At 43.7% G+C, this 25634-nt stretch carries 26 protein-coding genes; 14 read left to right on the plus strand and 12 right to left on the minus strand.

The window, feature by feature from the left end:
- Positions 1-22: 22 nt before the first annotated feature.
- Positions 23-190 (minus strand): LPS translocon maturation chaperone LptM, encoded by a 168-nt coding sequence (gene lptM, locus K941_RS16715; protein WP_084137657.1) that lies wholly within the window; start codon positions 188-190, stop codon positions 23-25.
- A gap of 168 nt (positions 191-358) precedes the next feature.
- Between lptM and K941_RS0103025 the strand changes: the two genes are divergently transcribed.
- Entirely contained in the window at positions 359-1084 is a 726-nt protein-coding gene (locus K941_RS0103025) for an AzlC family ABC transporter permease (protein WP_029102449.1), read from the plus strand.
- Positions 1081-1410 carry a branched-chain amino acid transporter permease gene (locus K941_RS0103030; protein WP_029102450.1) on the plus strand — a complete coding sequence of 110 codons (330 nt, stop codon included), beginning with the start codon at positions 1081-1083 and terminating at the stop codon, positions 1408-1410. Before K941_RS0103025 ends, K941_RS0103030 begins: the two co-directional genes overlap by 4 nt.
- 169 nt (positions 1411-1579) lie before the next feature.
- On the opposite strand, the gene K941_RS0103035 is transcribed toward K941_RS0103030, so the two are convergent.
- The 7 genes from K941_RS0103035 to K941_RS0103065 all read right to left on the minus strand — a co-directional run bounded on the left by K941_RS0103035 (position 1580) and on the right by K941_RS0103065 (position 5962).
- The gene (locus K941_RS0103035) at positions 1580-1933 is read right to left on the minus strand and encodes a SirB2 family protein (protein WP_029102451.1); all 354 of its coding nucleotides are present in this window, start codon (positions 1931-1933) and stop codon (positions 1580-1582) included.
- Between the two features lie 57 nt (positions 1934-1990).
- A complete protein-coding gene (gene greA, locus K941_RS0103040; RefSeq protein ID WP_029102452.1) occupies positions 1991-2467 on the minus strand; it encodes a transcription elongation factor GreA in 477 nt (158 codons plus the stop codon).
- Between the two features lie 136 nt (positions 2468-2603).
- A complete protein-coding gene (locus tag K941_RS0103045) occupies positions 2604-2927 on the minus strand; it encodes a hypothetical protein (RefSeq protein ID WP_029102453.1) in 324 nt (107 codons plus the stop codon).
- Complete coding sequence (locus tag K941_RS0103050) at positions 2927-3262, minus strand: hypothetical protein (protein WP_029102454.1); 336 nt, start codon at positions 3260-3262, stop codon at positions 2927-2929. Before K941_RS0103050 ends, K941_RS0103045 begins: the two co-directional genes overlap by 1 nt.
- 15 nt (positions 3263-3277) lie before the next feature.
- The gene (gene rpe, locus K941_RS0103055; RefSeq protein ID WP_029102455.1) at positions 3278-3973 is read right to left on the minus strand and encodes a ribulose-phosphate 3-epimerase; all 696 of its coding nucleotides are present in this window, start codon (positions 3971-3973) and stop codon (positions 3278-3280) included.
- A 110-nt stretch (positions 3974-4083) separates the two neighbouring features.
- Entirely contained in the window at positions 4084-5478 is a 1395-nt protein-coding gene (locus K941_RS0103060; RefSeq protein WP_036387360.1) for an outer membrane protein transport protein, read from the minus strand.
- Positions 5479-5746: 268 nt separating this feature from the next.
- A complete protein-coding gene (locus K941_RS0103065) occupies positions 5747-5962 on the minus strand; it encodes a SlyX family protein (protein WP_029102457.1) in 216 nt (71 codons plus the stop codon).
- A gap of 78 nt (positions 5963-6040) precedes the next feature.
- Here K941_RS0103065 and K941_RS0103070 point away from each other — a divergent pair, with 78 nt between their 5' ends.
- The 8 genes from K941_RS0103070 (at position 6041) to scpB (ending at position 12984) form a co-directional block, all read left to right on the plus strand.
- On the plus strand, positions 6041-7984 hold the full coding sequence (locus tag K941_RS0103070; protein ID WP_029102458.1) for an ATP-binding cassette domain-containing protein: 1944 nt from the start codon (positions 6041-6043) through the stop codon (positions 7982-7984).
- A 15-nt stretch (positions 7985-7999) separates the two neighbouring features.
- Complete coding sequence (locus K941_RS0103075; RefSeq protein ID WP_029102459.1) at positions 8000-9067, plus strand: LpxL/LpxP family acyltransferase; 1068 nt, start codon at positions 8000-8002, stop codon at positions 9065-9067.
- A 66-nt stretch (positions 9068-9133) separates the two neighbouring features.
- Positions 9134-9289, plus strand: a complete 156-nt coding sequence (locus K941_RS17035; RefSeq protein WP_156892294.1) for a hypothetical protein — start codon at positions 9134-9136, stop codon at positions 9287-9289.
- A gap of 274 nt (positions 9290-9563) precedes the next feature.
- A complete protein-coding gene (gene trpS, locus K941_RS0103090) occupies positions 9564-10613 on the plus strand; it encodes a tryptophan--tRNA ligase (RefSeq protein WP_029102460.1) in 1050 nt (349 codons plus the stop codon).
- Between the two features lie 9 nt (positions 10614-10622).
- Entirely contained in the window at positions 10623-10799 is a 177-nt protein-coding gene (locus tag K941_RS17040) for a hypothetical protein (RefSeq protein WP_156892295.1), read from the plus strand.
- A gap of 10 nt (positions 10800-10809) precedes the next feature.
- On the plus strand, positions 10810-11445 hold the full coding sequence (locus K941_RS0103100; protein ID WP_029102461.1) for a nuclease-related domain-containing protein: 636 nt from the start codon (positions 10810-10812) through the stop codon (positions 11443-11445).
- On the plus strand, positions 11446-12360 hold the full coding sequence (locus K941_RS0103105; protein WP_029102462.1) for a segregation and condensation protein A: 915 nt from the start codon (positions 11446-11448) through the stop codon (positions 12358-12360).
- A gap of 15 nt (positions 12361-12375) precedes the next feature.
- Positions 12376-12984: an SMC-Scp complex subunit ScpB gene (gene scpB, locus K941_RS0103110; protein ID WP_078273592.1), complete on the plus strand. Its 609-nt coding sequence runs from the start codon at positions 12376-12378 to the stop codon at positions 12982-12984.
- 270 nt (positions 12985-13254) lie between these two features.
- Here scpB and K941_RS14570 read toward each other — a convergent pair whose 3' ends face one another.
- Together K941_RS14570 and K941_RS0103120 are read right to left on the minus strand one after the other, a co-directional pair.
- Positions 13255-13965 (minus strand): YoaK family protein, encoded by a 711-nt coding sequence (locus K941_RS14570; protein ID WP_036387367.1) that lies wholly within the window; start codon positions 13963-13965, stop codon positions 13255-13257.
- Between the two features lie 131 nt (positions 13966-14096).
- Positions 14097-14909, minus strand: a complete 813-nt coding sequence (locus K941_RS0103120) for an enoyl-ACP reductase FabI (RefSeq protein WP_029102464.1) — start codon at positions 14907-14909, stop codon at positions 14097-14099.
- 242 nt (positions 14910-15151) lie between these two features.
- On the opposite strand from K941_RS0103120, the gene folE reads away from it, so the two are divergent.
- A complete protein-coding gene (gene folE / locus K941_RS0103130; RefSeq protein WP_029102465.1) occupies positions 15152-15769 on the plus strand; it encodes a GTP cyclohydrolase I FolE in 618 nt (205 codons plus the stop codon).
- Between the two features lie 95 nt (positions 15770-15864).
- Here folE and K941_RS0103135 read toward each other — a convergent pair whose 3' ends face one another.
- Together K941_RS0103135 and K941_RS0103145 are read right to left on the minus strand one after the other, a co-directional pair.
- Positions 15865-16335: a Dps family protein gene (locus K941_RS0103135; protein WP_029102466.1), complete on the minus strand. Its 471-nt coding sequence runs from the start codon at positions 16333-16335 to the stop codon at positions 15865-15867.
- 313 nt (positions 16336-16648) lie between these two features.
- Positions 16649-22165, minus strand: a complete 5517-nt coding sequence (locus K941_RS0103145; RefSeq protein ID WP_029102467.1) for an Ig-like domain-containing protein — start codon at positions 22163-22165, stop codon at positions 16649-16651.
- A 181-nt stretch (positions 22166-22346) separates the two neighbouring features.
- Here K941_RS0103145 and ychF point away from each other — a divergent pair, with 181 nt between their 5' ends.
- The 3 genes from ychF to K941_RS0103170 all read left to right on the plus strand — a co-directional run bounded on the left by ychF (position 22347) and on the right by K941_RS0103170 (position 25610).
- On the plus strand, positions 22347-23438 hold the full coding sequence (gene ychF, locus K941_RS0103150; protein WP_029102468.1) for a redox-regulated ATPase YchF: 1092 nt from the start codon (positions 22347-22349) through the stop codon (positions 23436-23438).
- Positions 23439-23467: 29 nt separating this feature from the next.
- The gene (locus K941_RS0103155) at positions 23468-23932 is read left to right on the plus strand and encodes a DUF441 domain-containing protein (RefSeq protein ID WP_029102469.1); all 465 of its coding nucleotides are present in this window, start codon (positions 23468-23470) and stop codon (positions 23930-23932) included.
- 364 nt (positions 23933-24296) lie between these two features.
- Positions 24297-25610 carry a hypothetical protein gene (locus K941_RS0103170; RefSeq protein ID WP_029102470.1) on the plus strand — a complete coding sequence of 438 codons (1314 nt, stop codon included), beginning with the start codon at positions 24297-24299 and terminating at the stop codon, positions 25608-25610.
- Positions 25611-25634: the final 24 nt, after the last annotated feature.

Raw genomic sequence — 25634 nt, forward strand, 5'->3', positions numbered from 1 at the left:
TCATTTGTTTAAATTTATAAAATCAATAATCATTGGAATCGGTGCTAACAGGCATATCCACAGGCTCGCCTTGCGTTGGGGTGGAGTGGGGTGGAGTGGGGGATTTTTCGGGCAGATATAATGCCCCTTTTTGTCCGCATGCGGTTAGGGTGAGTGCCAATGCTAGGCTAAATAATAAGGTTTTCATCATAAAATTACAAAATAATAAAAGGTTATTTTAACATAATTTTGCCAAAATCGCTTGATTTGTACAAACTCAGTATGACAAACTTTTTCCTTTTTAAAGGATAATAATTTGTCATGATAAGTTGTCGTCTTTTCAAGTAAAATATTTCTCTTTTTATGAACTGCCCACACCATGACCACCGATTGTTGTTTTAAAACCACCGCCAAATACGCCTTTACCCAGAGCTTGCCCATTTTGTCGGGCTTTTTGTTTTTGGGCATGGCGTATGGGGTGTATATGCACTCGCTCGGCTTTTCGCCATGGCATCCCATCATCATGGCGGTACTGATTTTTGCAGGGTCGGTGGAGTTTATCGTGGCGGGGCTACTTATCATGGCGTTTAACCCGTCATCGGTGTTTTTGCTTGTGGTGATGATTAGTGCCAGACAGATTTTTTATGCCATTTCTATGTTGGATAAATTTCGGGGTATTACAGGGTGGAAACGCTGGTATCTCATCGCAGGCATGGTGGACGAGAGCTTTGCCATTAACTACACCGCCGACACGGACAAGGCGGGTGTGGATAAGGCGTGGTTTATGGTGCTCGTTACGCTGTTTTTGCACATTTATTGGGTGGCGGGGTCGGCACTGGGGGCGGTCATGGGGGTAGTGTTGCCCTTTGATTTGAAGGGGGCGGAGTTTGCGATGACGGCACTGTTTTTGGTGATTTTTGTGGAGCAATGGGGTAGGGAGGCTATGCACGAAAGCTCACTACTTGGCATTGGCATGACGGCGTTGGCGTTGGTGGTGTTTGGCAAGAGTAATTTTTTAATCCCTGCCATGCTTGGCATTTTTGTGTATTTGACCGTTAGACGCTCGGCACTACATGACAAATTGACCAATAAGGTGGCAAAATGACCCTAAACGAACAACTTTTGACCATTGCCACTGCCATTGTTGCTGTTCAGCTGTGCCGTTGGGTGGCGTTTTGGGCGTTTCCTGCTCACAAGAAAGTGCCTGATTTTGTGCAATATTTGGGCAAGGCGTTGCCGTCCGCGGTGTTTGGACTGCTTGTGGTGTATTGCTATAAAAACGTGGATATTTTGGGGCAACATCACGGCATGGCGGAGTTTATCGCAGGGGTGGCGGTCGTGGGGCTACACCTATGGCGAAAAAATATGTTTATCTCCATTGGTGTGGGGACGATTTTGTATATGATATTGGTGCAAAAGGTTTTTGTGTGAAAAAGTATGTGAAAAAACGTTTGTGAAAAAATTGTGGTAATTGTATTTTTAAATGGCAAATGGCTGGGGTGTTTAGTTGCCCTCAGCCAATAAACATCAACAAATATCGCTACCCACAAAACATCGGTCGTGACAGGATGGTATTAAGCACATTGAATGCCATCATATATCACAGCATGGGCTTAGTCACTGCCAACACCAAAATCCCCACATAGGCGATACCTGTAATCACCATGCCCGCCTTTTTTTGACTCAGTAGCGGAGCCCGCAAAGCCTTGATATTGGCAGAGATTGCCACAGCCAACAGCATAATCTTGACAACCGCCCAATACTGAGCCCCTGCCACTTGCCACAACTGCCACATCAAATACAGCCCACTGACGACCAGTAGCAGATAGATGACGTGGCTTGCTATCTTAAAGGTGCGTGACTGGGTTACTTGACCGTCTGCGAAAATCAGCCCTGCTTGATATAAAAACAGCCCAATGGTAATTACAACCATGAGTAAATGCAAGTGTTTCATAAGACGACCTTAGTAAGTTGTGTTGTTTGTGTTATCTGCGACGACTGGCAAAGCTCATTATTCGTATAGGACTTCAACAATCTCATACTCTGCCAAACCACTTGGGGTCTGGATTTTGGCTTCATCGCCTTCTGACTTACCAATCAAACCTTTGGCGATGGGACTGCCGACCGAGATTTTACCGACTTTGACATCCGCTTCATCTTCGCCCACGATTTTGTAGCGTTTTTGCTCGCCCGAATCCACGTCTTCGATGACCACGGTCACGCCAAACACCACACGCCCGTCTTGGGGTAGGGTGGTTGGGTCAATGACTTGAGCCCCGCCAAGTTTTGCTTCGATGTCACGAATACGTGCTTCGGACAGCCCTTGCTGTTCCCGAGCGGCATGGTATTCGGCATTTTCTTTTAGGTCGCCATGTTCACGAGCTTCGGCAATGGCAGCGGTAATGCGTGGACGCTCCACGGTTTTTAGCTGTTTTAATTCTGCTTCTAGGGCGGCGTGTCCTTGTGGGGTCATGGGATAGCGTTGCATGGTCTCTCCTGATAATTGTCAATACATAGCTAAAAACACCACGCCGATTGGGGTGGTGTTCTGTCATCTGTGATTGGCTTTTTGCCAAATTGTTAGCTTGGCATTATACCAAAAATAGCTAGTAATTGCAACTGTTTTAACGCCAATATCTAAGTTTTGCCATCATAAACAGCAGTCCCACAAACATTCCTAGATAATACGCCATCCGCACATCAAAGCTGTTGTCTCGGTATTTGATGGGCAGACTGACAAGGGCGGTACAGCTTGGGATTAACACAAGGTATAGCACCCAGTTTTCTAGGACATGGAGCATGCCTTGTACAGTATCGCCATTGCCGTAACGATAAGCAGACAGACTCATAAGCATGATAACGATGATAAGGGTCAAAATCAAGCCTTTGGGAATATCTTTGGGGACAAGGCTGTCAGGTAAAATGTTGCTTATTTTAAAATTTGCCATCAGCTATACCGCCCCATAATCGTCAAAATCGCCACAACAGATGTAAGATACCCAAGCGTGATGGCGTTCTGGGTTTGGATATTTGCCCCGTTAAATTTGTTTAAAATTTTTGCCCCACCGACAAACAAGGCTGGCACAACAATCATAAAAAACGACACCACCACAGACGCATGACGCACCACCGCCCCCACGTCATGCCCTGCCAACAAGCGAAAACCGTATCCTGCCAAGGCAAGTACAAGGGCAAAAACAGCAAGCCCAATGGTTACACCAATGGGGACAAGGCTTGGGGGTTTTGGACTTAGGGATTTGGGATTGGTGTTTAATTCTGACATAGATTCACCGTACCATCATTTAGCCAAATCGGACTTGGCAAGCTCATCACGCATTTTGTCAATGACCGTCTTATAATCATCTTTACCAAAAATCGCCGAACCTGCCACGAACATATCCACGCCAGCATCCGCAATCGCACGGATATTGTCAGGATTGACACCGCCGTCAATCTCCAAGCGAATGTCAAGCCCACGCTCATCTATCATACGGCGAACCGCTCGCACTTTATCAAGCGTGCCGTCAATGAACTTTTGTCCGCCAAAGCCGGGGTTTACGCTCATAATCAAAATCTGGTCAAGTTTGTCAATGATATAATCTAGGTAGTGTAGGGGCGTGGCAGGGTTAAACACCAGTCCGCACTTGATACCACCATCCTTGATAAGCTGTAAACTTCTGTCAATATGCTCCGATGCCTCTGGGTGGAACGTGATAATATCCGCCCCTGCCTTGATAAATTCTTCAATCATTCTATCGACAGGCTTTACCATAAGATGCACATCAATGGGAGCGGTAATGCCATAGTCTTTTAAGGCACGGCAGACCATCGCCCCAAAAGTCAAATTTGGTACATAGTGGTTGTCCATGACATCAAAATGCACCACGTCCGCCCCTGCGTCTAACACGGCTTTTGTGTCATCGCCCAAGCGAGCAAAATCGGCTGATAAAATGGACGGAGCGATGAGAAATGGTTTTTGGGGTAGAATTTTCATATTAGATAATAAAGTTAAAATTTGGCTTATGATAGCAGATTTTTACTTATTTTAAAAATAAAAACAAGCCAAAACATCTGCTTTGACTTGTCTTAAACATTTTGCCATGATTATTTTTGCTGATAGGCTAGCTTCACACCTGCGATAAAGCCATCATTATCATCAAATTCACCCACTTTTACACCATTAGGCAACTGAGCGGTAGCATCACCAAATTTCAGGTATTTGCCACCCACCGATACCGACCATTCTGGAGTAACGTTATATTTGGCTCCAAGTCCTAGGCTATAATAACCTTTGATGGGTCCAAGCGTACTAACAGGATTGCCTGCTCCACTGTCATAGCCGATACTGCCTGATACAGCAAGTTTATTATTAAGTTTCTTGCCCAAACCAACTTCGGCCGACCATTGGTCTTTGTCATAACTGATGATTGGCAATCCACTTAACTGTGTATATCTCGTTGGGCGAATGTCAAAATCCGACCATGGTACATAACGCACTTTGGCAGTCAAGAGTGTGGTTGGGTTGACACCAGTTTGAAAGTCTAGATTCCAAGACTCAGGCAAAGTTACACTAAACGGCAAAGAACTATTGGCATTTTGCCGTAAAAGAGTCGCAGTTGGAAACACCTCAGCAATATTACTCTCATGTTCAGTCTCAGAGCGATAGGTAAGAGCTGCTTTTAGAGCAATTTCGGGCTTGTGGTAAGCAACCCCTGCCACCCAACCTGTCGTGGTATCGGTACTAATTTTAGCATCATATCCTGTAGCTCTTTGATAAGTATTGCCACGTAAATGAACCTCACCAGTTAGGCGTTGCAAAGCAGGGCCACCGTAAACTTGAAAGTTTTTATTTTGACCTAATTTTGCCCCCATCAATAAGGTGGCATTTTGGGTGCGAATCTCTACATTGGTACCCTGACCTTGCTGACCTGCCAAAGCTGGGGACATTACCTGAGAGGCACTCACCAACTGACCTAAACTTGCAGCTTGTGCCTGTGCTTGCGTCAATCGCGTTTGTAAGGCGGTTGCATCTCCACCTGCCGCCTGCACATTAGCAATGGCTGTCTGCAGTTGCGTAATGCCTTGTTGAGCCTGAGCCAAACCCACTTGTGCCTCAGTAACAGACCCAACCCTACCTTCTGATAAAACAGCAACAATATCATCTGCACCTTTGGAGACAAAATTATTATCACCACCATACTGTACCGCCGCACCCCATGGCTCATCATAGAGTACGCCCACGCTAAACGTGTCATTAATGTCCGCTTTCACACCAAAGCGAGCAAAGTCATAGGCTTCGGCGATGTCCCCTGTTGAGCGTCCACTGATATCCTTGCCTGACACATCAGCATCGATATAGGTATAAACCACCTCACCATAGGTGCCATCTTGCAAAAATGCTGTAACATCTTGCCCAGAACGGTCAAGACCTGCGGCACTTGCCACACCTGACGCACCAATAGATGCGATTGCCACCGCTAAATATTTGTAGTTAAACATAAACCACTCCAATGATTACCATAAAATTTCCGTATGTCGCACATACCGCCTAGAAATTTGGTTAAAACTTCATACAACTGTTTTTACAATCGTATAACAAACGTTTTAACAAATGTTTCATCGCTACATATTAAAACAAAATAAACACGAACGCAATAGCAAAAATCGCTATTTTTTGCCGTTTATCAGAAATTTTTGTAATTATGGATAAAATATTACAAATAAGAATAATTATTATAAATTAAATACCGTTTTTTATTTTACCTACTCAATAATGTGGTGGTCTGTCTGCGAGTAAATCAAACGGAGCAATGCCGTCATCATCACGACTTTCTAAGAATTTATACAAGAGCTTTAATTGGTCTTGTAAGTCCTTTAAGGTCTTATCTTGCTGGGTGATGACATCATTTAGGGTATCTACCGTATTTTCAAGATAGGCGATTTTGATTTGCAAATCGGTAATATCAGCGTGGGTGGCGGTCATTTTATTTTCCCCTTTAAGGTGTAAAATTTGCTATAATTACCCCATTTTATCATTGAAAATCCGTATTGAAAATAAATTATGGCACTCATTCATCTAAAAAATATCTCCCTTGCCTTTGGCGTCGCCCCCATTTTAGACCATGTTAATTTTAGCCTTGATGCAGGCGAGCGGGTGTGTCTGATTGGACGAAATGGCGAAGGCAAATCCACGCTCTTTAAGCTCATTGACGGCACGCAAGCCCCTGATGACGGCGAGATTATCATCGCAGACGGCTTGCGTGTTGCCATGCTTGCCCAAGACGTGCCAAGCGATGACGGTACCTTGCTTGACATTGTCATGAATGGCGATGAAAAAGTGGCAACCCTGCTTCGCCAATACCACGACCTATCGGACAAATGTGGGATGGGCGACATGACCGCCTGCGAGCGTATGACGGACGTACAACATGAGATTGACGCCCTGCACGGCTGGGAGCTAGAACGCAACGCCCGCACCTTGCTTGACAACATGGGGCTAAATCCCACAGACCGCCTTGCCGACTTATCAGGCGGACGAAAACGCCGTGTCCTACTCGCTCGGGCGTTGGTGGTTAAGCCTGATGTGTTGCTACTTGATGAGCCGACCAACCATTTGGACGTGGAGAGTATTGATTGGCTAGAAAACTACCTGCTCGGGCAAAATTTGACCGTGCTATTTATCACGCACGACCGCAAATTTGTGGACAATCTTGCCACTCGCATTGTGGAGCTAGACCGGGGAAAACTCTCCACTTATGACGTAACACAAGGGGTCAAGGGCTATGCTCGTTATCAAGAATTAAAGGAGTTGGAGCTTGCCAGCGAAGCCAAATCCTTTGAAGAATTTGACAAAAAACTTGCCCAAGAAGAAGTCTGGATTTGCCAAGGCATTAAGGCAAGGCGTACTCGCAACGAAGGGCGTGTGCGTGCACTAAAGGCACTTCGTGAAGAGCGAAAGCAACGTCGTGATGTTGTCGGCAGCGTCTCACTCACCCAAAACATATCCGAAAAATCAGGAAAAATCGTCTGTGAGATCAAGGACTTAAGCCTGCAATATGACGGCAAAATACTGGTCAAAAACTTCTCAACCCTGCTCATGCGTGGCGATAAAGTCGGCATCATCGGCAATAATGGCGTGGGCAAAACAACCCTAATCCGCACCGTGCTTGGGCTTGATGATTCTGCCAAAGTAGGCGGCACAGTCAAGCTCGGTACGAACCTAAATATCGCCTTTTTTGACCAATTAAAAGACCAATTAGACTTTGATAAATCCGTTGCCGAAAACGTCTCCGAAGGCTCGGACTATGTGGACGTGGGCGGAAGACGCACGCACATTTTGGGGTATTTGCAGGACTTTTTGTTCACGCCAAACCGTGCCAGAACGCCTGTCAAGGCTCTATCAGGGGGCGAAAAAGCCCGTGTATTGCTCGCCAAAAACTTACTAAAACCTGCCAACGTCTTGGTGCTTGATGAGCCGACCAATGACCTTGATATGGCAACTTTGGAGCTTTTGGAAGAGTTTGTTGCAGGATTTGACGGTACGATTTTGCTCATCAGCCACGACCGCACCTTTATGGACAATGTGGTAACGCAGACGTGGGTATTTGGCACGGACAAGGACGGTCATGGCGTGATTGATGAGTATGTGGGCGGTTATCAAGATTATCTCACCCAAAAAGTACGGAGTGAACCAACCAAGCTCAAAGCGGATAAAATTGAAAAATCAGAAACAATCAAAGCCGACAAACCAAAATCCGACACGCCCAAACCTGAACAAAAACGCAAACTCTCCTATAAAGAACAGCGTGAATTGGAAAGTCTGCCCAATGAAATTGCCGAACTTGAAAACGAGCAAAGTGAATTGAATGAAAAGTTGGCGGACGGTTCGCTATTCGTTAGCGATTTGGCATTGGCGACCCAATACAGCGAACGGCTTGGCGAGATTGACGAGCTTTTAATGGAGAAGTTGGAGCGTTGGGACGAATTGGAAAATTTGGTAAAATAAACACAGGCAAAAACAATGAGCAATAAAAACTGCTGTGGGGGTAATTGCCACACCGACAACCAAACCCCACAATCAAATAACCCACAAATTGACATTAAAAAAATGCCCGATTTGACCACCACGCACAAACAAACAAACGTGGCGGATAAAGCTGTATTCCAATGGGAATTTTTATTGCCAAAATATTGGGGGATTTGGTTTGCCTTGATGATATTTTTACCGCTCATTTATTTGCCCCTGCGTATCCAGTTTTGGCTTGGCAGAAAAATTGGCGAATTGGCATATATGTTAATAAAAAGACGGGTAAAAGATACGCTCACGAATCTAACTTTGGCATTCCCTGATAAATCTGATGATGAAAAAGTGCTAATCGCCAAACAAGTTTTTGTCAATCAAGGCATTGGTATTTTTGAGACGCTAAACGCATGGTTTCGCCCCAATGTCTTTAAACACACGTTTAGCATTTCAGGTTTACAGCATTTAATTACTGCCCAAAAAGAAAATAAAGCAGTGATATTATTGGGTGGGCATTATACCACGCTTGATTTAATGGGGCGAATTGCCACACAGTTTTTTGCAGTGGACTGCGTATATCGCAAACAGAATAATGCACTTTTGGAATGGTTTATTTTTAATAACAGACGACAAATTTATGATGAACAGATTGCCAATCGTGATATAAAAAAATTGATAAACCGAATAAAAGCAGGCAAGATTATTTGGTATACACCCGACCAAGATTTTGGGCTAGAGCATGGTATTATGGTGACATTTTTTGGTGTGCCGTCTGCAACCATTACCGCCCAAAGGCGATTTGCCGGCATGAATAAAAAAAATCCGCCTGTTTTTATCGCTTTTGATATGATTCGCCAAACGCCTGATAATATCCCCAAAGGCAAACGTCCACATTATCATATTAGCCTATCGCCTGTCATTGAAAATTATCCAAGCGATGATGAAGTGGCGGACGCACAGCGTATTAATGATATGATAGAACATAACATTAAAAAAGACATTACCCAATGGATGTGGTTTCATCGGCGGTTTAAAACACAAGCGGACGGGACGGATTATTATGGTTAATTATTTTTAAAGAAAATTTTTAGAAAATTTGCTATAATTTACGTTCATTTTGATAAGGATAAAACCATGCAACTTACCACAAGAGAATTGGTTGAAAAATTTGGCTATCATCGCTTGATTGTGCTTGATGATGATACTGTGCTTTTATTATCCGCCCAAAAACCAACCAAAAAATCCATTTTGCCAGAAATTGCCAAATACGCCAATTTTTTTAAAAAATGATGTTGCCGATGATAATGAAAATATTGACGAGCAAAGTAAACGCATCATGGCAATGCTCAATGCCGATGATAAACGTATTAGGGCAGGCTGAAAATTATTCATTTAGCCATTGCCAAACAGTATGATTATTTGCCATTAAGCAGTTTTGATAAACGATTTATCAATAAATCTAAATGCATTGATAATACACCCATTTGCCAAACTGTCAAAAGTTTAATTGAGCAATAATTTAATATAAACATTAACATTTAACGTTTAACATTAAGAGAAAATCATGACCGAACCAACCACCAAACGCATTTTAACAGGCATTACCACCACGGGCATTCCCCATTTGGGCAACTATGTTGGGGCGATTCGTCCTGCCATTCAAGCAGTACAAAATTCCGATGATGACGCTTTTTTCTTTTTGGCGGATTATCATGGGATTATCAAATGTTTTGACCCTGATGAGATTCATCGCTCCACCCGTGCCATTGCCGCCACTTGGATTGCGTGCGGTCTTGACCCCGAAAAAGTTACCTTTTATCGCCAGTCGGACATTCCTGAGATTCCCGAGCTTGCGTGGATATTAAACTGCTCTTGTGCCAAGGGTCTCATGAACCGAGCCCACGCCTACAAAGCGAGCGTGGATATGAATCTTGCCAAAGAAGACACGGATGCTGATTTTGGGATTAGCATGGGGCTGTTTAGCTATCCTGTGCTGATGAGTGCGGACATTTTGATGTTTAACGCTACGCACGTCCCTGTCGGTAAAGACCAGATTCAACACATTGAAATGGCACGAGACATTGCAGGGACGTTTAATTTTAAATACAAAGAGCTGTTCACGCTTCCCACTGCCGTAACGGATGAAAACACGCCCCTACTGACAGGGCTTGACGGTCGCAAAATGAGCAAATCCTATGGCAACACCATTCCGCTCTTTGGGGACGGCAACCCCACCATTGACCCACAAAAGGCGTTAAAAAAAGCAATCGGGCAAATCGTAACCAACTCCCAAGCTCCTGAAGAACCCAAAAATCCTGATGAGTGTAATATTTTTGAGATTTATAAAGCCTTTGCCACGCCTGATGAGATAAATGCTCTTGCCGAGCATTATAGACGTGGTATCGGTTGGGGCGAAGCTAAGGAGATTTTGTTTAATAAGATTGACGGTGAGATTGCTCCCATGCGTGAAAAATACGCTCATCTTATGGCAAATCCTAAGGAGCTTGAAGAGATTTTGCAAATGGGGGCGGTTAAGGCTCGCCGTGTCGCCCAAAAACAACTGGATAAAACCAGACGTGCGATTGGGATTAAACCGCTTGCGAAGTTGAAATAAGGAAAAGTCATGCGAATTTCTTTTGAAGAATTTTTAAAATTTGACATTCAAAAACAGGAAATTGAGCCAATTATCCCTATGGATTTGGACAGTCAGAATCCTGCGGTACATAGATTGATTAAAAATTCTGCCAGACGGGTTATTAAACAGCACCAAAAAGAAATAGAAGCGTTAAAGTATAAGTGAAGTTAAAATAATGGACATATTACCCATTTTTTTAAATTCGCTCAAACCACTTTTATGGTTTTTGCCAATTTTATTTCTCATTGCCTTTTTGAAATCACCCTTTTTTAAAGGGTGGTTTGGCGAAAAATTGGTCAATATAAAATCAAATAATACTTTATCAACAGATATTTATCATGATTTTCATGATGTTTTAATTCAAGATGAGTTTGGCATTACACAAATTGACCATATTTATATTTCTAAATTTGGTATTTTTGTGGTGGAAACCAAAAATTATCAAGGTTGGATTTTTGGCAAAGTTCATGATAAAAAATGGGTGCAAAATATTTATGGTAAAAAGCAATTCTTTCAAAACCCATTACATCAAAATTACCGACATATCAAAGCCTTAGAAAAAACTTTGAATTTAGCAAATGATTATTTTCATTCTGTTATTGTTTTTGCTGGTAATTGTGAATTAAAAAGCTCTTTTCCTGATAACATTTGTTACTTATCAAATTTTACGGATTATATTTTATCCATAAAAGAACCCATACTTTGCCAAGATGAGATAGAGCGTTTAATTCATTTATTAAACATGAAAAGATTGAAAAATAATAAAATCAATAAAAAAGAACACATCAAACATTTAAGGCAAACCCATTAAATGACCGACACCACCCAACCCGACACCCCTATCCGTATTTTTGATACGCCTGTTTCATCATTACCTGATGATTTATATATTCCGCCCCAAGCATTTGCGATATGGCTTGAACAATTTGCAGGTCCGCTTGATTTTTTGTTGTATTTGGTCAAAAAGAATAATTTTGATTTGACCGAAACTGCCATTTTGCCGATTACCGAGCAGTATTTGACTTATATCAAAGAGCTTGATGATACTTATTTTGAGTTAGCGGGCGATTATTTGCTTATGGCAAGTACGCTCATCGCCATAAAAAGCGAACTTTTGCTCCCCCAACCACAAATCACAGGCGAAGAGCTAAGCCCCAAAGCACGACTCATCAGACGGCTAGAAGAATATGCCCAAATCAAAGAAGCCAGTCGTCGATTAGATAGCCTAATCCGCCTAGAACGTGATGTGTTTTTGGCATTTACGAGCCTGCCTAGTAGCGAAGCCATGAAAGCCGAACTGCCAAGCTACTCGCCCCAGATACTCATCAACAGCTTGATTAATATGCAAATCAAGCCTGATTATCAAATGCACCATATCAAGACCGACCCCGTGCCACTGCCTGAGCGTATCGCCAAGATTAGCCTGATGTTAAGCCAACAAGGTTCTGGCACGTTTGCCGAATTGCTCGATGAAACGCAGGGGCGTGTGGGCGTGGTCGTGAGTTTTGTGGCGGTACTTGAACTTCTAAAACGGGGGCTGATTGGCTTTGCTGACGGTGATGACGCTCTACTAAAAAGCGAGATAAATGTGGACATCGCCCAAAGTTTTCAGCTTGAAGTCATGGACGCCCCCACGTCCAAAAAAGGCAAGCAAAAAGACCCTTTATTTAACATCAATAATACCGGCTTTGACTTGTCCGAGCAGACTTTATATTGGCTTCATTAATCATTAGGCAATCGTATGCAAAACAACCAACCTTTATCCACGCTTACACCCAACAGCGATAGCGACAATATCGCTGACGACATCAAAAACACCCACGCCACTGCCACAGCGTTAAGTCGCTATATTGAAGTGCTACTGCACGCCAGCGAGTCGCCTTTGACGGCAGATGATTTAAAAAAGCATTTAATGATAAGCCAAGATGAATTTGACGTGGCACTGGCGGTGCTAGAAGAGCGTTTGTCGCACAGCGTGCTGACCCTTGCCAAGACCGCCAGTGGCTATCGCTTGCAAATCAAGGACTCATACAGTCGCATTATTCATCAGGTGTTCCCCGAACGCCAAGAGACCCTAAGCCAAGCCCTGTTAGAGACCCTAAGTGTCATCGCTTATAAACAGCCTGTAACTCGCTCGGACATCGAGCATATTCGTGGCGTGAGCGTGTCTAGCCATATCTTACGCCAACTGTTTGATAAGGGTTGGATTATGGAGAAGGGGCATAAAGACGTGTTGGGTCGCCCTGCCTTATTGCACACCACAAAGGCATTTTTGGACGCATTTGGTTTGACTGATTTAAAAGAATTGCCCGAATTGCCTGATTTGGAAAATTTTAAAGTGGACGGGTAGGGCTGATATTAAAATGACTGATTTCATAATATTGGGTTTTTTATAAATTATTATCTTAATTTCTTTTAAATCATTTTATTTTATTTTAATTTGGTATTATTAAATTGGGATATGTAGTGGGCGAATTATATTCGCCCAAGTATTTTATTTGAAAATACATTTTAAAAATTGTAAGTATTTAATTAATCATATTTTTAATTATAAAGTTATAACCATTGATATTAAAATTTCCCCAATATTTTCAAAACCCTACCAATAATAATCTCTGCCCTATCTTTTTCTTTTGCGTTTTATTATCATAAATTTAATCATACGCTCGGAGCGGTGAAACCATTTTTCCATATGCACATAACTGATTGCTGACAGAAAAATAATGGTAATGGGTAGGAGCATTGACCAATAGCCATATTTGGCATACAGCCACACCGCCACCAAACCACCGCCAAAAAATCCCCACCATAACGCACTTTGTAGCACCACTTTGGCAAGGCTGACCTTTCGCCCCACAAGCCAATGCCCCACCGTCGCCCCCAAATCGGACGTTACCCCTGTCAGATGCGTGGTACGCACCACCGCCCCGTGATAGGTTGCCACCATGGAGTTTTGTAGTCCACACGCCATGGCGATGAGCATTTGCCCGTAGTCGTTGCCCGATAGATACAGCCACAGACTGCCACAGAGCAGGACAAATTCTAGGTACATGGCATAGCCATAATGACGTTTGATGTGGAGCTCACTGCCCCCGATAATCATGCCACTTAGCACCGAGCCAAGCCAAAACGAGCCCACCGACACGAGCAGTAGCCACAGGTTTTCCCAGTCATGATGAAAGGACGTTACCGCCAGCAGGCTGATGTTGCCCGTAACGTGTGATGCCGAAACGTGGGTAAACCCCATGAGTGCGGTTGTGTTCAAAATGCCAGCACTAAATGCCAGCACCACCGCCCCACACAGTACCCAAGTGGGAAGTTGGTTTTGCATGAACGATAAATGAGTGATAACAAACCAATTAGTTTACAAAACTTTGGACAAAAATAAAAGCACACAACACAAGACGTGCTTGATTGTGTGCTGTTAAAATGTTACAAAATTTTACAAACCTTGGGCGTGCCTTACTCGGTATCGTCCGCCACCAGCTCCATAAGCTCACTGCTTAGTCCGACAGTATTAAACCCTGCGTCCACAAACAAAATCTCGCCTGTAATACCGCTCGCCCAAGGCGATAGCAGGAATAAGGCGGCGTTACCCACTTCCATTTGATTAACATTGCGTTGTAGGGGCGTTACTTTTTCGGTAACGTCCAGCATTTTGCGGAATGACTTGATGCCACTGGCGGCAAGCGTGCGAATCGGACCTGCACTAATGGCATTGACACGAATACCTTCTTTGCCAAGCGAGCTTGCCAAATAACGCACCGATGATTCTAGGCTGGCTTTGGCAAGTCCCATGACGTTATAATTTGGCAATACAGAAATGCTGCCTTCATAAGTCAAAGTAAGTAGTGAACCTTGACGTTTGGCAAGGAGTGTACGACTGGCTTTGGCAAGTGCCACAAAGCTATAACTGGAAACATCATGAGCAATGGCAAAGCCTTCACGGGTCGTGGCGTCCGTAAAGTCGCCGTCCAACTGCTCGGCGGGGGCAAAACCAATGGCGTGTACCACACCGTTCACCCCGTCGTCCCAAATGCGAGCCACTTCATCAAAGCATTTGGCAATCTCATCGTCCGAGCTAACATCGCAAGGCAACACCGCCACCGCCCCAAAAGTCTCGGCCGCCATATCCACCCGTTTTTTGATTTTGTCATTGGGGTAAGTCAAAATCAGCTCTGCCCCCTCACGGTGCAAGCATTCGGCAATCGCCCACGCAATCGACAGCTTACTGGCAATGCCCGTTACCACAAATCGTTGACCTTTTAATAACATCAGTCGCTCCACGCATTTAGTTAAAATTGTTAGCATTATACCACAGATTTTGGCAAATGGGGAAAATTTAGGAACGATTGTAAACTTTTAATGAAATCGCCATTTGTTTTAATTTGGTTGTTTTAAAAGGGTATTTTAAAAAGCAAAAATTATAACCCATTGACACCGCAAAGCACATAAACCATTTGGCAAATCTGGTCTTTTTCGCTATAATATCACGTTTATTTTTATTTGATAATACCATGTGCCAACATTGCAACAGCCACGCCACTTCCGCCTTTTCTTTTGATGTAGAAGCCACCGCCCAGAACTACGCCAATATCATCTCTGCCAGTGGCGAAAACCTAAGCCGTGAAGGACTGCTTGATACGCCCATGCGTGCCGCCAAAGCCTTTCGGGACTTGACGGCAGGCTATCATCAAGACCTGCATACGGTTGCCAATGATGCCATTTTTGCCAGTGATAATGCTGATTTGGTGCTTGTGCAAAACATTGAATTTTATTCGTTATGCGAGCATCATATTTTGCCGTTTTTTGGTGTGGCACACATCGGTTATCTGCCAAATGGTAAGGTGCTAGGCTTATCCAAACTGGCTCGCATTGTTGACATGTATGCCAAACGCCTACAAATCCAAGAAAACCTAACCAAACAAGTCGCCCAAGCCATCCATGAACTCACAGACTGTCGTGGTGTGGCAGTCGTCATGGACGCAAGCCATATGTGCATGATGATGCGTGGCGTGGGCAAACAACAGTCCACCACCCGCACCACCTGTATGCTTGGGGTGTATGAGACGGACAATCAAGCACGAAATGAATTTTTGAGTGCCATTCCTAAGCGTGTGCCGGCGTTTGGCTGATGTTGTTATTCACTTTTATAAACAGGCATGGCAAAAGCCCTTAATCAAAGTTAAGGGCTTTTTATTTGGGTTGAATGATGGGGTAGATGATTGGATTAGCCCAAAAAGGCGTTATACATCCAAATTTCTTTTTCTTGGGCTTGGACGTAGCCTGTTACGATGTCGGACGTGCCTTGGTCGGATGCTTCTTCGGCAAGCTCAGCAACGGCTCGTTGCTCTTCGATAAGTGTTTGCAAGCCCTTAACCACGCCTTCTACACAGCCACGACCATCAAACACGCCTTTGTTTTCTTTGATACTAGAACGCTCGGCAAAATCGCTATATGCGTGTAATGGCGTGCCACCTAGGGTTAGAATGCGTTCAGCGATTTCGTCAATTTGTAGTTGTAGCTCGGTGTACAGCTCTTCAAATTTTGGGTGCAGGGTAAAAAAATGCTCGCCTTTGACGTTCCAGTGATAGCCACGTACGTTGATGTAAAACAGATGGTAGCTAGACAGTAGGGCGTTTAGGGCTTTGATGACGGGGGTAAGTTCTGCTTTTTCAAGACCGATTTGATTGGTGCTCATAAATTTTCTCTCCTACTGGGTTGTAAAAATGATAGCCTGTGCTAACAAATACCATAATAACAAAAAGGGCTTAAAATGTTAAGCAAATAATCATTATTTTTATAATTTGAATTTTAAATGAAAAATAAATTTTTTTAAATAAAATTAATTATTAATTGTAATTGCATGATGTAAGTATTAAAGTATGACTGGTCATCTGCAATGATGGGATTTTGCAACCATGCTTGTTTGGCGGTGTGTTTTGAAGGTTGGAGCGTTGTGTTAAAAAAATTTGGGGAATGCATTTGCATTCCCCAAATTTACCTTTATCGGATTAAATAATCTGATATTGGATTTGATTTTCATTAAGTCCCGCGCCAAGGTTGGCAAAGACAATGGCATTGACCACACCAGTACCGTCCGCATCATAGCTCAAATCGCCTGTCGTGCTGTCGTATTTGATAAAGTCGCCCACAGTTGTTTGACCTGCCAAAGCGGTAAAGATGGCGTCATCAAGGACGATTTTGTCACTGGCGACATCAAAGTCGGTGATGGTGTCTACCGAGCCATCAAGTAGGGTGCTAAATCTAAAATAATCCGCCCCATTGCCACCTGTCAAGGCGTCACTGCCACGCCCACCGTCTAGGGTGTCATCACCTGCACCGCCAATCAAGGTGTTGTTACCGCTGTTGCCAATCAGGGTATTATTTTCGCTATTGCCTGTGGCGGTTAGGTTGTCTGCGCCAAGCAGAGTTAGGTGTTCTAAATTATCAATTAAGCTATAATTGATATAACTGTACACCGTATCTGTGCCTTCGCCTGCAAGCTCGGTAATGCTATCGCCTGCGTTGTCAATGACATAGCTGTCATTGCCTTGACCGCCAATCAGCGTGTCCGCCCCTTGACCGCCATCCAGATAATCATCGCCAAGCCCGCCATAAATGATATCATCGCCGTCATTACCAAAGATGTTGTTATTTGCATTGTTGCCTGTTAAGACATCGGCAAAGTTTGAACCTTTTAGGTGTTCAATTTGCGTGCCATAGCCAATAAAGCCTTGTCCTGTCACTCGTTCAGCGTGGGTGTGATTGCGGATTTGCCCTTTAAGTTCCACCCCTGTCAAATCTTGCTCAAAGAAATAGGTGGCATTGTCGCTGATGGTGGTTTTGTTTTTGTTGATAAAGGTGTCTGAGAATTTGTTAGTATGATAAATCCAAGAACCAGGGGTTAAATTGACAGTAACGCCTGTGTTTTCGTGCGAAGCGTCAAAAGTATCCACGCCACTGGCATCAGCGATATAGATGGTACCATTTTGGGTAGCGGAAGTATAATGATTAAAACCATAAACAGTATCGCCCACTCCTATTGTTTTGGCAACACCAAAGCGATAGTGCATATACATCACATCATAGATGGACAAGGTGCCATTGTCTCGCCCTGTCTGGTAAGTGGGACGATAGGACATAATAGAAAATTCAGAAGTGCGGTCTTCTGGCGTGGCAAAACCAAGCTGGGTAAATCTGCTGTCGGTGTGTTTGCCTGCAAAAGTGTGGAAAATTTCGTGTAATGCCAGATATTTGTGGTAGTTGCTGGGGTTTGGATTGTCGCTAAAGTTGGCAACATCAAAGACAACATTGCCACCTTCATAAGCAAACGCCCCACTACTAGCAAACGGTCCAATTGTATCGCCATAAATAAAGTTAATCCCACCACTGCCAACTTCTTGATAACTGCCCACTTCCACAAATTCAATGTTGGCAACCGCTTCATATTCTGCCAAGATATTGCGTACGGTGGTTTTTAGATTGTCGGTAAAATTTTTGGTGGAATCCTTGGCTACAAATGCTTTGCCTTGATAACTCCAGTCTGCGACATAGTCTTTTTCTTGACCAAAATAGTATTTGATTTTGGTGGGACTGCCATCAGAGCTAAAACCACCAAATGGTGTATGTTTGTAGCTCAAAAAGCCGCCTGTGCTTTTGGTGGCAACCGTATCAATCATATAAGCAAAATTGTAATTATCAGCAGAATGTTGTACATTGCGAGTATCAACAGGTGTGTGTTGATTGACAAATTCACCTGTAGAAGTTGTTGTTTGTTCAAAGCGGGCAGTGTCGGATACGCTGATGATATTTTTTTCTAAGTCTTGCGTGTTAAGGCTTGCTGTGATTTGACCGTTGGCGGTCAACAGTGCTTGGCTGTCCACACTTAGTTTAAAGGTCTTATCTGCCAACACTTTGGTTTGATAGCTTTGGTTGCCAACTTTGGCGGTTACCACATCGCCAATTTGGGCGGTGCCAGACACAATGCCCCAAATGTCTGTGCTGTGAGTGCCAACATTTAGCAGGGTGGTGTTGTCTTGGGTTTGGATGTAGGTGTTGTCCCAGTCAATACGAATTTTGCTCAATTCTTCTTCGGCAAGCGTGGATTTGGCACTGCTTTGGCGAATGGTTTTGGCGGTGTCGGTGCCTGTCAAATATTGAATATTGCCATCGGCAATAAAGCGATGTTTGATGGGCTGACCATTGAGCGCTTGGTAGTCTGCTTTGCTCAAATCTAGGTGAAAGGCAAATGTTTTTTGGTCAAAACCTGCGATATAGGACTTGTCGCCAATGTCAATTACCACCGCCTTAATTGCATCGGCATTATAACCCTGCCCAAAAATGCTGTCGTTTAGGTTTAATTTACCTGCCACACGCACCGAACCAAAGCCGTCTGCTATGCCATTGTCGCTGGTATTGTCGCCAATGGCGGTAATTTTAATGCTGGCTGAGACATCGTTTTGCACATCATAATTGTGGGTATTGGACGCCAAAAATTTCCCATTTTCAAGCACTTGGGCGGACAAGGTGTAGCCTTGGTGTTTGGCAAGCAGTTGCCCGTCAATCGCTGTTTTAAAGGTCAAATCCGTGCCAACGGTGGCGGTAAATGTATGCTCGCCTACTTTAATTTCCACCGTTTGTCCTGCCTTAGCGTCTGCCCCTGTTACCTTGCCTGAGACATCAATGGACGTGGATTGTTCGCTGACATTGATAAGGTTGTCGGTGGTAATTGGGTCAAGCTCTATCTTAATATCTTGGGCAGTAACATTATAAATTAGGCTGTCGTCATCAAAGCCTGTATTGCCAAGCTCATCTTGTGTGGTTAAAGTGGCGTTGATAGCTGTATTTGCCAAAATCACCGCTTTTGGCACGGTTTGGCTAAACTGCCCACCCACCACATCAAGGCTATAAGTTTCGTTGCCAATGTTTAGCGTCACTTTATCACTTGCCACAAATTCGCCTGTTACCGTGCCTGTGATGGTAAAGGTATCGGCAATCTCATTAGGCGTAATGGCATTGTCGCCTGTAATGGCGTTTAGTTTGACTTCCACGCTTGGGGCATTGACGTCTACCTTATAAGTGGCAGGCGTGTTTGCTTGGGCTTGGTTGCCTGTGTGGTCGGTGGCGGAGAGTTTGGCGGTTAGGTTGCCATTTGCGTCAATCAAAGTTTGTGTTGGCACATCAAGTGTCCAAGTGCCAATGGTTTTTTGCCCATTGCCAGAGCTGGTTACGGTTTTTTGGGCGGTAAAACTTTGTCCGCCAATTTCAACCGTCAAAGGAGCATTGGCAAGAGCCACATCGCCATCAAGCTCGAACGAACCTATCAAGGTGGTGCTTGGGTTGGCGGTTTGGTAGGCAAGGTTAATGTTGTCAATTGGATTGACGGTAACAATTGGCTGATTAATGTGCTTATCATTGACCGTATAGCCAAGCGTGGCACGGATTGCACCGCCTGCGTTGTTGTCTGCGTTGTCGTACAAATAGGCGGAGATGTCGGCAACTTTGTCGGTGTCGGCAAGTAGGTCGGCAGTTTTGACATTGAGTGTAAAGGTGCCTGTTTGCCCCGTCACGGTGGTCGCATAAGGCTTGCCATTCACGGTTACGGTAATGTCCACCGCATTTTCAATGCCTTGGGCGGTCAGCGTATTTCTAATGGCATTAAAAGTGCCTGTAATGGTGGTAGTGTCGTGCCAAGTGTCGTTTTGGTCAATGACATTGTCGTCAGAAACGGCGGTCGGCACAAGGGCGGGATTGCCCCATTTTGGCGAGAAAGCGGCTGCCTTATAGCTTTGGCTGTGGTCGTAACTTTGCCCGCCTGTGGTCAAAATCGCCTTGACGGTGTCATAAGAGCGGTGAAGTTCCGCCCCGCTAATGCGATAAGTATAAACGCCATCAGCCCCAAGCTCGGCATCCACGGTTTTGGCAAGCACGCCTGCTTTATAAAATTCCAATTTGACCGTAGAAGTTGCCACTTCCGCCCGCTCAATCTTACCTGTAATGGCAATGTTGAGATTGGCACTGCCATAATTAAACTCGGCAACATTGACAATGTTGTCGCCTGCAATCGGATTTAGGGTAATGGCAGGGGTGGTAGGTGATAGTGTTACAGGTTTTTCAGCGGTATAAGTTTGGCTGGCACTGTCTTCGCCTTGGTTGCCTGCTTTGTCGGTGCTTTTGATGGTGGCACTGACGCTGTCGTATTTGGTCAGCTCATCCGTGGCAATGTCGGCACTGAATGTGCCATCGTCATTGAGATGGGCTTCTACGGTTTTTTGGTTGTTATTGGCACAGGTGGAGCATAGGCAAATCAGCACAAACTCGTTGGTATCGGTTTTGACAAAATTGCCAATATTACCCGTAATGGTGGTTGTGGGTTTGGCACTCTCGGTTAGGTCAATGCGGTTATCGCCTGTAATTGGGTTTAGGGTGATTTTGGGCGTGGGGGCAACGGTATCCACTTCATAACTGTGGGTTTTATCGCCTGTGGCACGGTTGCCTGCGGTGTCGGTGGTGATGACGGTTGCAGAAATTTGCGTGTGATTTTTTAGGGTAGAACCTGCCACGGTTAGGCTAAATTTGCCCCCTTGTACTGGCACATCTTGCGATACCCCGCCAATGATGACTTTGACAAGGTCGCCATCTTTGGCGTTTTCTACCGTGCCTGAAACCACCAAATTTTGCTCACTTTCGGCAAGGTTGATGATGTTGTCATTGGCAAGATTGTCAAAGGTAATCACAGGCGTGTCAATTTGGGTATCGACATTATAACCGCCTGTGGCGTTGGTGGTAATGTCCGTCCCTGTGTGGTCTTTGGCGGTCAAAATGGCGGTCAAGGTCTGACTACCTTCGGCAAAGGCTAAGGTTTCGCCTGATACATCAAGCGTCCAAGTGTTGCCCGTCAAAGTGGCAGGGTGGTCTTGTCCACCTATTTTAACAATGACCTTTTGCTCTGTGGTGGTCGGGTCAAAATTTGCCGTGCCTGTTAAAGTAAAGTTTAAAGCCTTATCAGCAATGTTAATCACACCATCGTCAATGGCGTTGATGGTAATTTCAAGCGGAATGGTGGGTGTAGGCGTTGGCTCAGGCACGGGCGTTGAAACGAAATGATTATCATCTATATTTTTAATAGGCTGGTTATTTGTGCTTTTGTTGTGGTGTAAAATGGCTGCTCCAAGTCCTGTGGCAAAAAGCCCAGCCAGCCAAGACGAGTGCAAAGCACCGCCTGCTGTTGTATTTGCTGTGGCAAGACTGGCATTTAAATCACTTAAGGCGGTGAGGTCGGTGATGGGCAAAGCATCTTGAAAATTTTCAAGACGCAAAGATGCATTAATATCCTCGGGCAAGTACACATAAATGTCATCGCCTACCACTTCCATCACAGGATTGTGCAAAACCTCGCCTTCTTCATTGATGATTTGATAAACAGTATTTTTCTTGGCTTTAAGTTTTAGGGGTTTTTTGCTATTTAAAGCATGAGTTTCGGTTGTTTGGTCTTGGATGACAATAAGCTGGTATCTGCTTGTTCTCATGGCGGTTGCTCTATTAATTTGAAATACTTTATTTTAGCACAATTTTTAAAATAGATTAACCATTTGCTGCAAACCTTCAAACCAATCGAACTGCGTTGGTTTGAAAATACGTAAATTTTGCTTAATTTATCGCCTAAACTTTGCTATAATAAAAGATTTAAATTTAACAGAGAGATAACTCATGGGCTTTAATTGTGGTATTGTGGGCTTGCCTAATGTGGGCAAATCCACCTTGTTTAACGCACTCACCAAGGCAGGCATCGCCGCCGAAAACTTCCCCTTTTGTACCAAAGACCCAAACACAGGCATTGTGCCTGTGCCAGACCCACGCCTAAAACAGCTTGCCGATATCGTAAAGCCCGAGCGAGTACTGCCGACCAGCATGGAGTTTGTGGACATTGCAGGGCTTGTGGCAGGGGCATCCAAGGGCGAGGGCATGGGCAACCAGTTTTTGGCAAATATCCGTGAAACGGACGCCATTGCCCATGTGGTACGCTGTTTTGATGACGACAATGTCATTCATGTGGACGGACAAGTCAATCCTTTGTCCGACATTGAGACTATCAACACTGAGCTTGCTCTTGCCGACCTTGAAGCCGTAACCCGTGCCATCACCAACGCCTCCAAAAAAGCCAAAGGGGGCGACAAAGAAGCCCGTGCAATGCTTGATGTGTTCCAAAAAATTGAGCCGTTTTTGGCAGATGGCAAACCTGCTAGAATGGCAAATCTAGACGACGATGAGAAAAAACTCATCAAATCGTACGGGCTAATTACCTTAAAGCCCGTGATGTACATTGCCAATGTGAGTGAAGACGGCTTTGAAAATAATCCCCACCTAGATGCGGTGCGTGAATTTGCCAAAAATGACAATGCCATTGTCGTGCCACTTTGCAACCAACTAGAATCAGAAATCGCCCAGCTTGACGAAGACGAAAAGGCAGAATTTTTGGAAAGTTTGGGAATGGCGGAAGCGGGGCTTGACCGTGTGATTCGGGCAGGCTATGAGCTTCTAAAAATGCAAACCTACTTTACCGCAGGGGTCAAAGAAGTGCGGGCGTGGACGGTGCCTGTCGGGGCGACCGCACCACAGGCAGCAGGGGTCATTCATACCGATTTTGAGCGGGGCTTTATCCGCGCCGAAGTGATTGCCTTTGATGATTTTATTGAATATCAAGGCGAAAAAGGGGCAAGCTCGGCAGGCAAATCACGCTTAGAAGGCAAAACCTATGTGGTACAAGACGGCGATGTGATGCATTTCCGTTTCAATGTATAAGCAGGTTAATGTCTAAATAAGCTATCAAAATGCCGAACTTTGCCAACCTTGATGTCAGCTTAATTGTTTTGTTTATTTTGCTGGGCTTGGGCGTGTTTAGCCAAAATAATACGATTGTTTTGGCGACCGCTCTCTTAATCATCATCAAAGTCAGCCCTTTTGGTGCTGTGCTGTTGCCCTATGTGAACAAATATGGGCTAAGTTTGGGCATTTTGATTTTGACCATTGGCGTGCTTACCCCGATTGCCAGTGGTAAATTGAGCAGTGAGACGATTTTGCAATCTTTTGTCAGTCCAAAATCGCTCATTGCCATTTTGGTCGGACTCTTGGTTGCTTATCTGGGCGGACGGGGTGTTAAGCTGATGATAAGCGAACCGCAAGTGATTGCAGGGCTACTCATTGGCACGGTGCTTGGCGTGGCTTTTTTGCGTGGCGTGCCTGTCGGTCCGCTGATTGCGGCAGGGATTTTATCGCTGTTTTATTGGCAGAAATAAAAGCATATACACACCATCAATTTAAAACAAGGAGAAATGATGATAATAGAATTGGCATTATTACCCCCTGCCATTACCGAGCAAGTCAAACAACAGGTTGAATATGGCAAAGAAGTTTAATTTGCTGAAAATGGGAAGGTGGTTGCAAATCTAAGCAAACCCACCAATCATTTTTTATCTTTTTATACCAATACGCCTTTTGATGTGGCAAATATTGATTTGCCAGAATTTAAGCGTTCTTAATTGTAATCGTAAAGTATGTATTACGCACCATTTAAATAATAAACCAAAAAAATGGTGCGTAATACGCACCTTACGCCAATCAATAAATTCATATTAAGTTTAAATGAATAAGGTAGTTTTTATGAAAATAGCCTTACCCCTAACTGCCCTATTATTGCTTACTGCTTGCCCCAATCATCAAGAGCCAGCAAACCCCATTCAATCTAACAATACACAATCCAAACAAAATACCGCCCCTTTAATAGAAGTTACACCCCAAGACAATAAAGAAATCCAGCAAGAAACCAATAAGCCAAAAGAAATAATTACAAGTGATATTTTTGATAATGGGTTTACCATTGATGATTATCCTTTATTGATTGAAAAAATCAGCAAACAAGAATACCAATCCGCCTTTAACAAACTTACCCAAAAACAAAAGCCAACACCCACCGTGATTAAAGATTTGGAACAAGCCAAAACTTTATTACAAGACATTGTAGAATTTGAAGAAAACACAGAAGCTGATGGCATTATAAAAAGCATCCATTTTAAAAACGGCGGCAGTATTCATCAGCCCTATGCGTCTTTTATCGCCTATTATCCTGACGATAATGTCTTGCTTGCCGAAGGTGGGCATTCTAGCGATATGAGTTTTAATCTTAATACAGGAAAAACAACAGAAGTCGTTGGCAATCCCAATTATGACGGATTATCATCGCCAAGTGGCAATTATAAAATGACCGCTTATTATGGTGGACAAGAATGCCACACCCATTTTATCCAAAAGAAAGTCAATGGCGAATGGATTAAAATCATAGAACTTGATGACATTTTTAATTATGTTTTAAAATTGGATTATCAAAGTTCGTTATGTTTTTTGGACGATACATTTTTTGCTGACGATAATACCTTATATGCCATTCAATCTCAAGGTTATCCAACAAAAGTGATGGGTTATTATAAAATTACTTTAAAATCTGATACGTCCTATCATCAAATGGACTTTTCTAATATTCCCAATCAATCCTTACCCTTAGAAGTGAATATCAGCTTTAATAATAACTTAAATAAAATAGATAGAAAAACTGCCAAATATTTTTCAGGCATCTACCCCAATGCAGAAGAAATTTATTTATTGGGTGTGGTAGATTATCAACCTACCATAAAAAGTTTGATTGTTGCCATTAAAGAAAATAGAGACATTCTCTCCACCAAACTCATCAACATGGATAACAAAGGTCATATTATTGATGTATTAGAAATTGCTTTAGATGGTGTGAGAGAGCATAATTGGACAGTAACCTCCCTATTAACAAAAGAGCAAATCACAGTAACCGACTTTCACGATGGCGACCCTACCCAAGAAAATAGTTACAAAATAGATGATAAAGGCTATTTTTATTTGGTGGACAGTAAAGACTTTACCCAAACAAATCACAGTAATGACAATTAACCCAATTTCAATCATCAACCCAAC

Source organism: Moraxella caprae DSM 19149 (assembly GCF_000426885.1).
In the GTDB taxonomy this organism is placed as follows: Bacteria; Pseudomonadota; Gammaproteobacteria; order Pseudomonadales; family Moraxellaceae; genus Moraxella; species Moraxella caprae.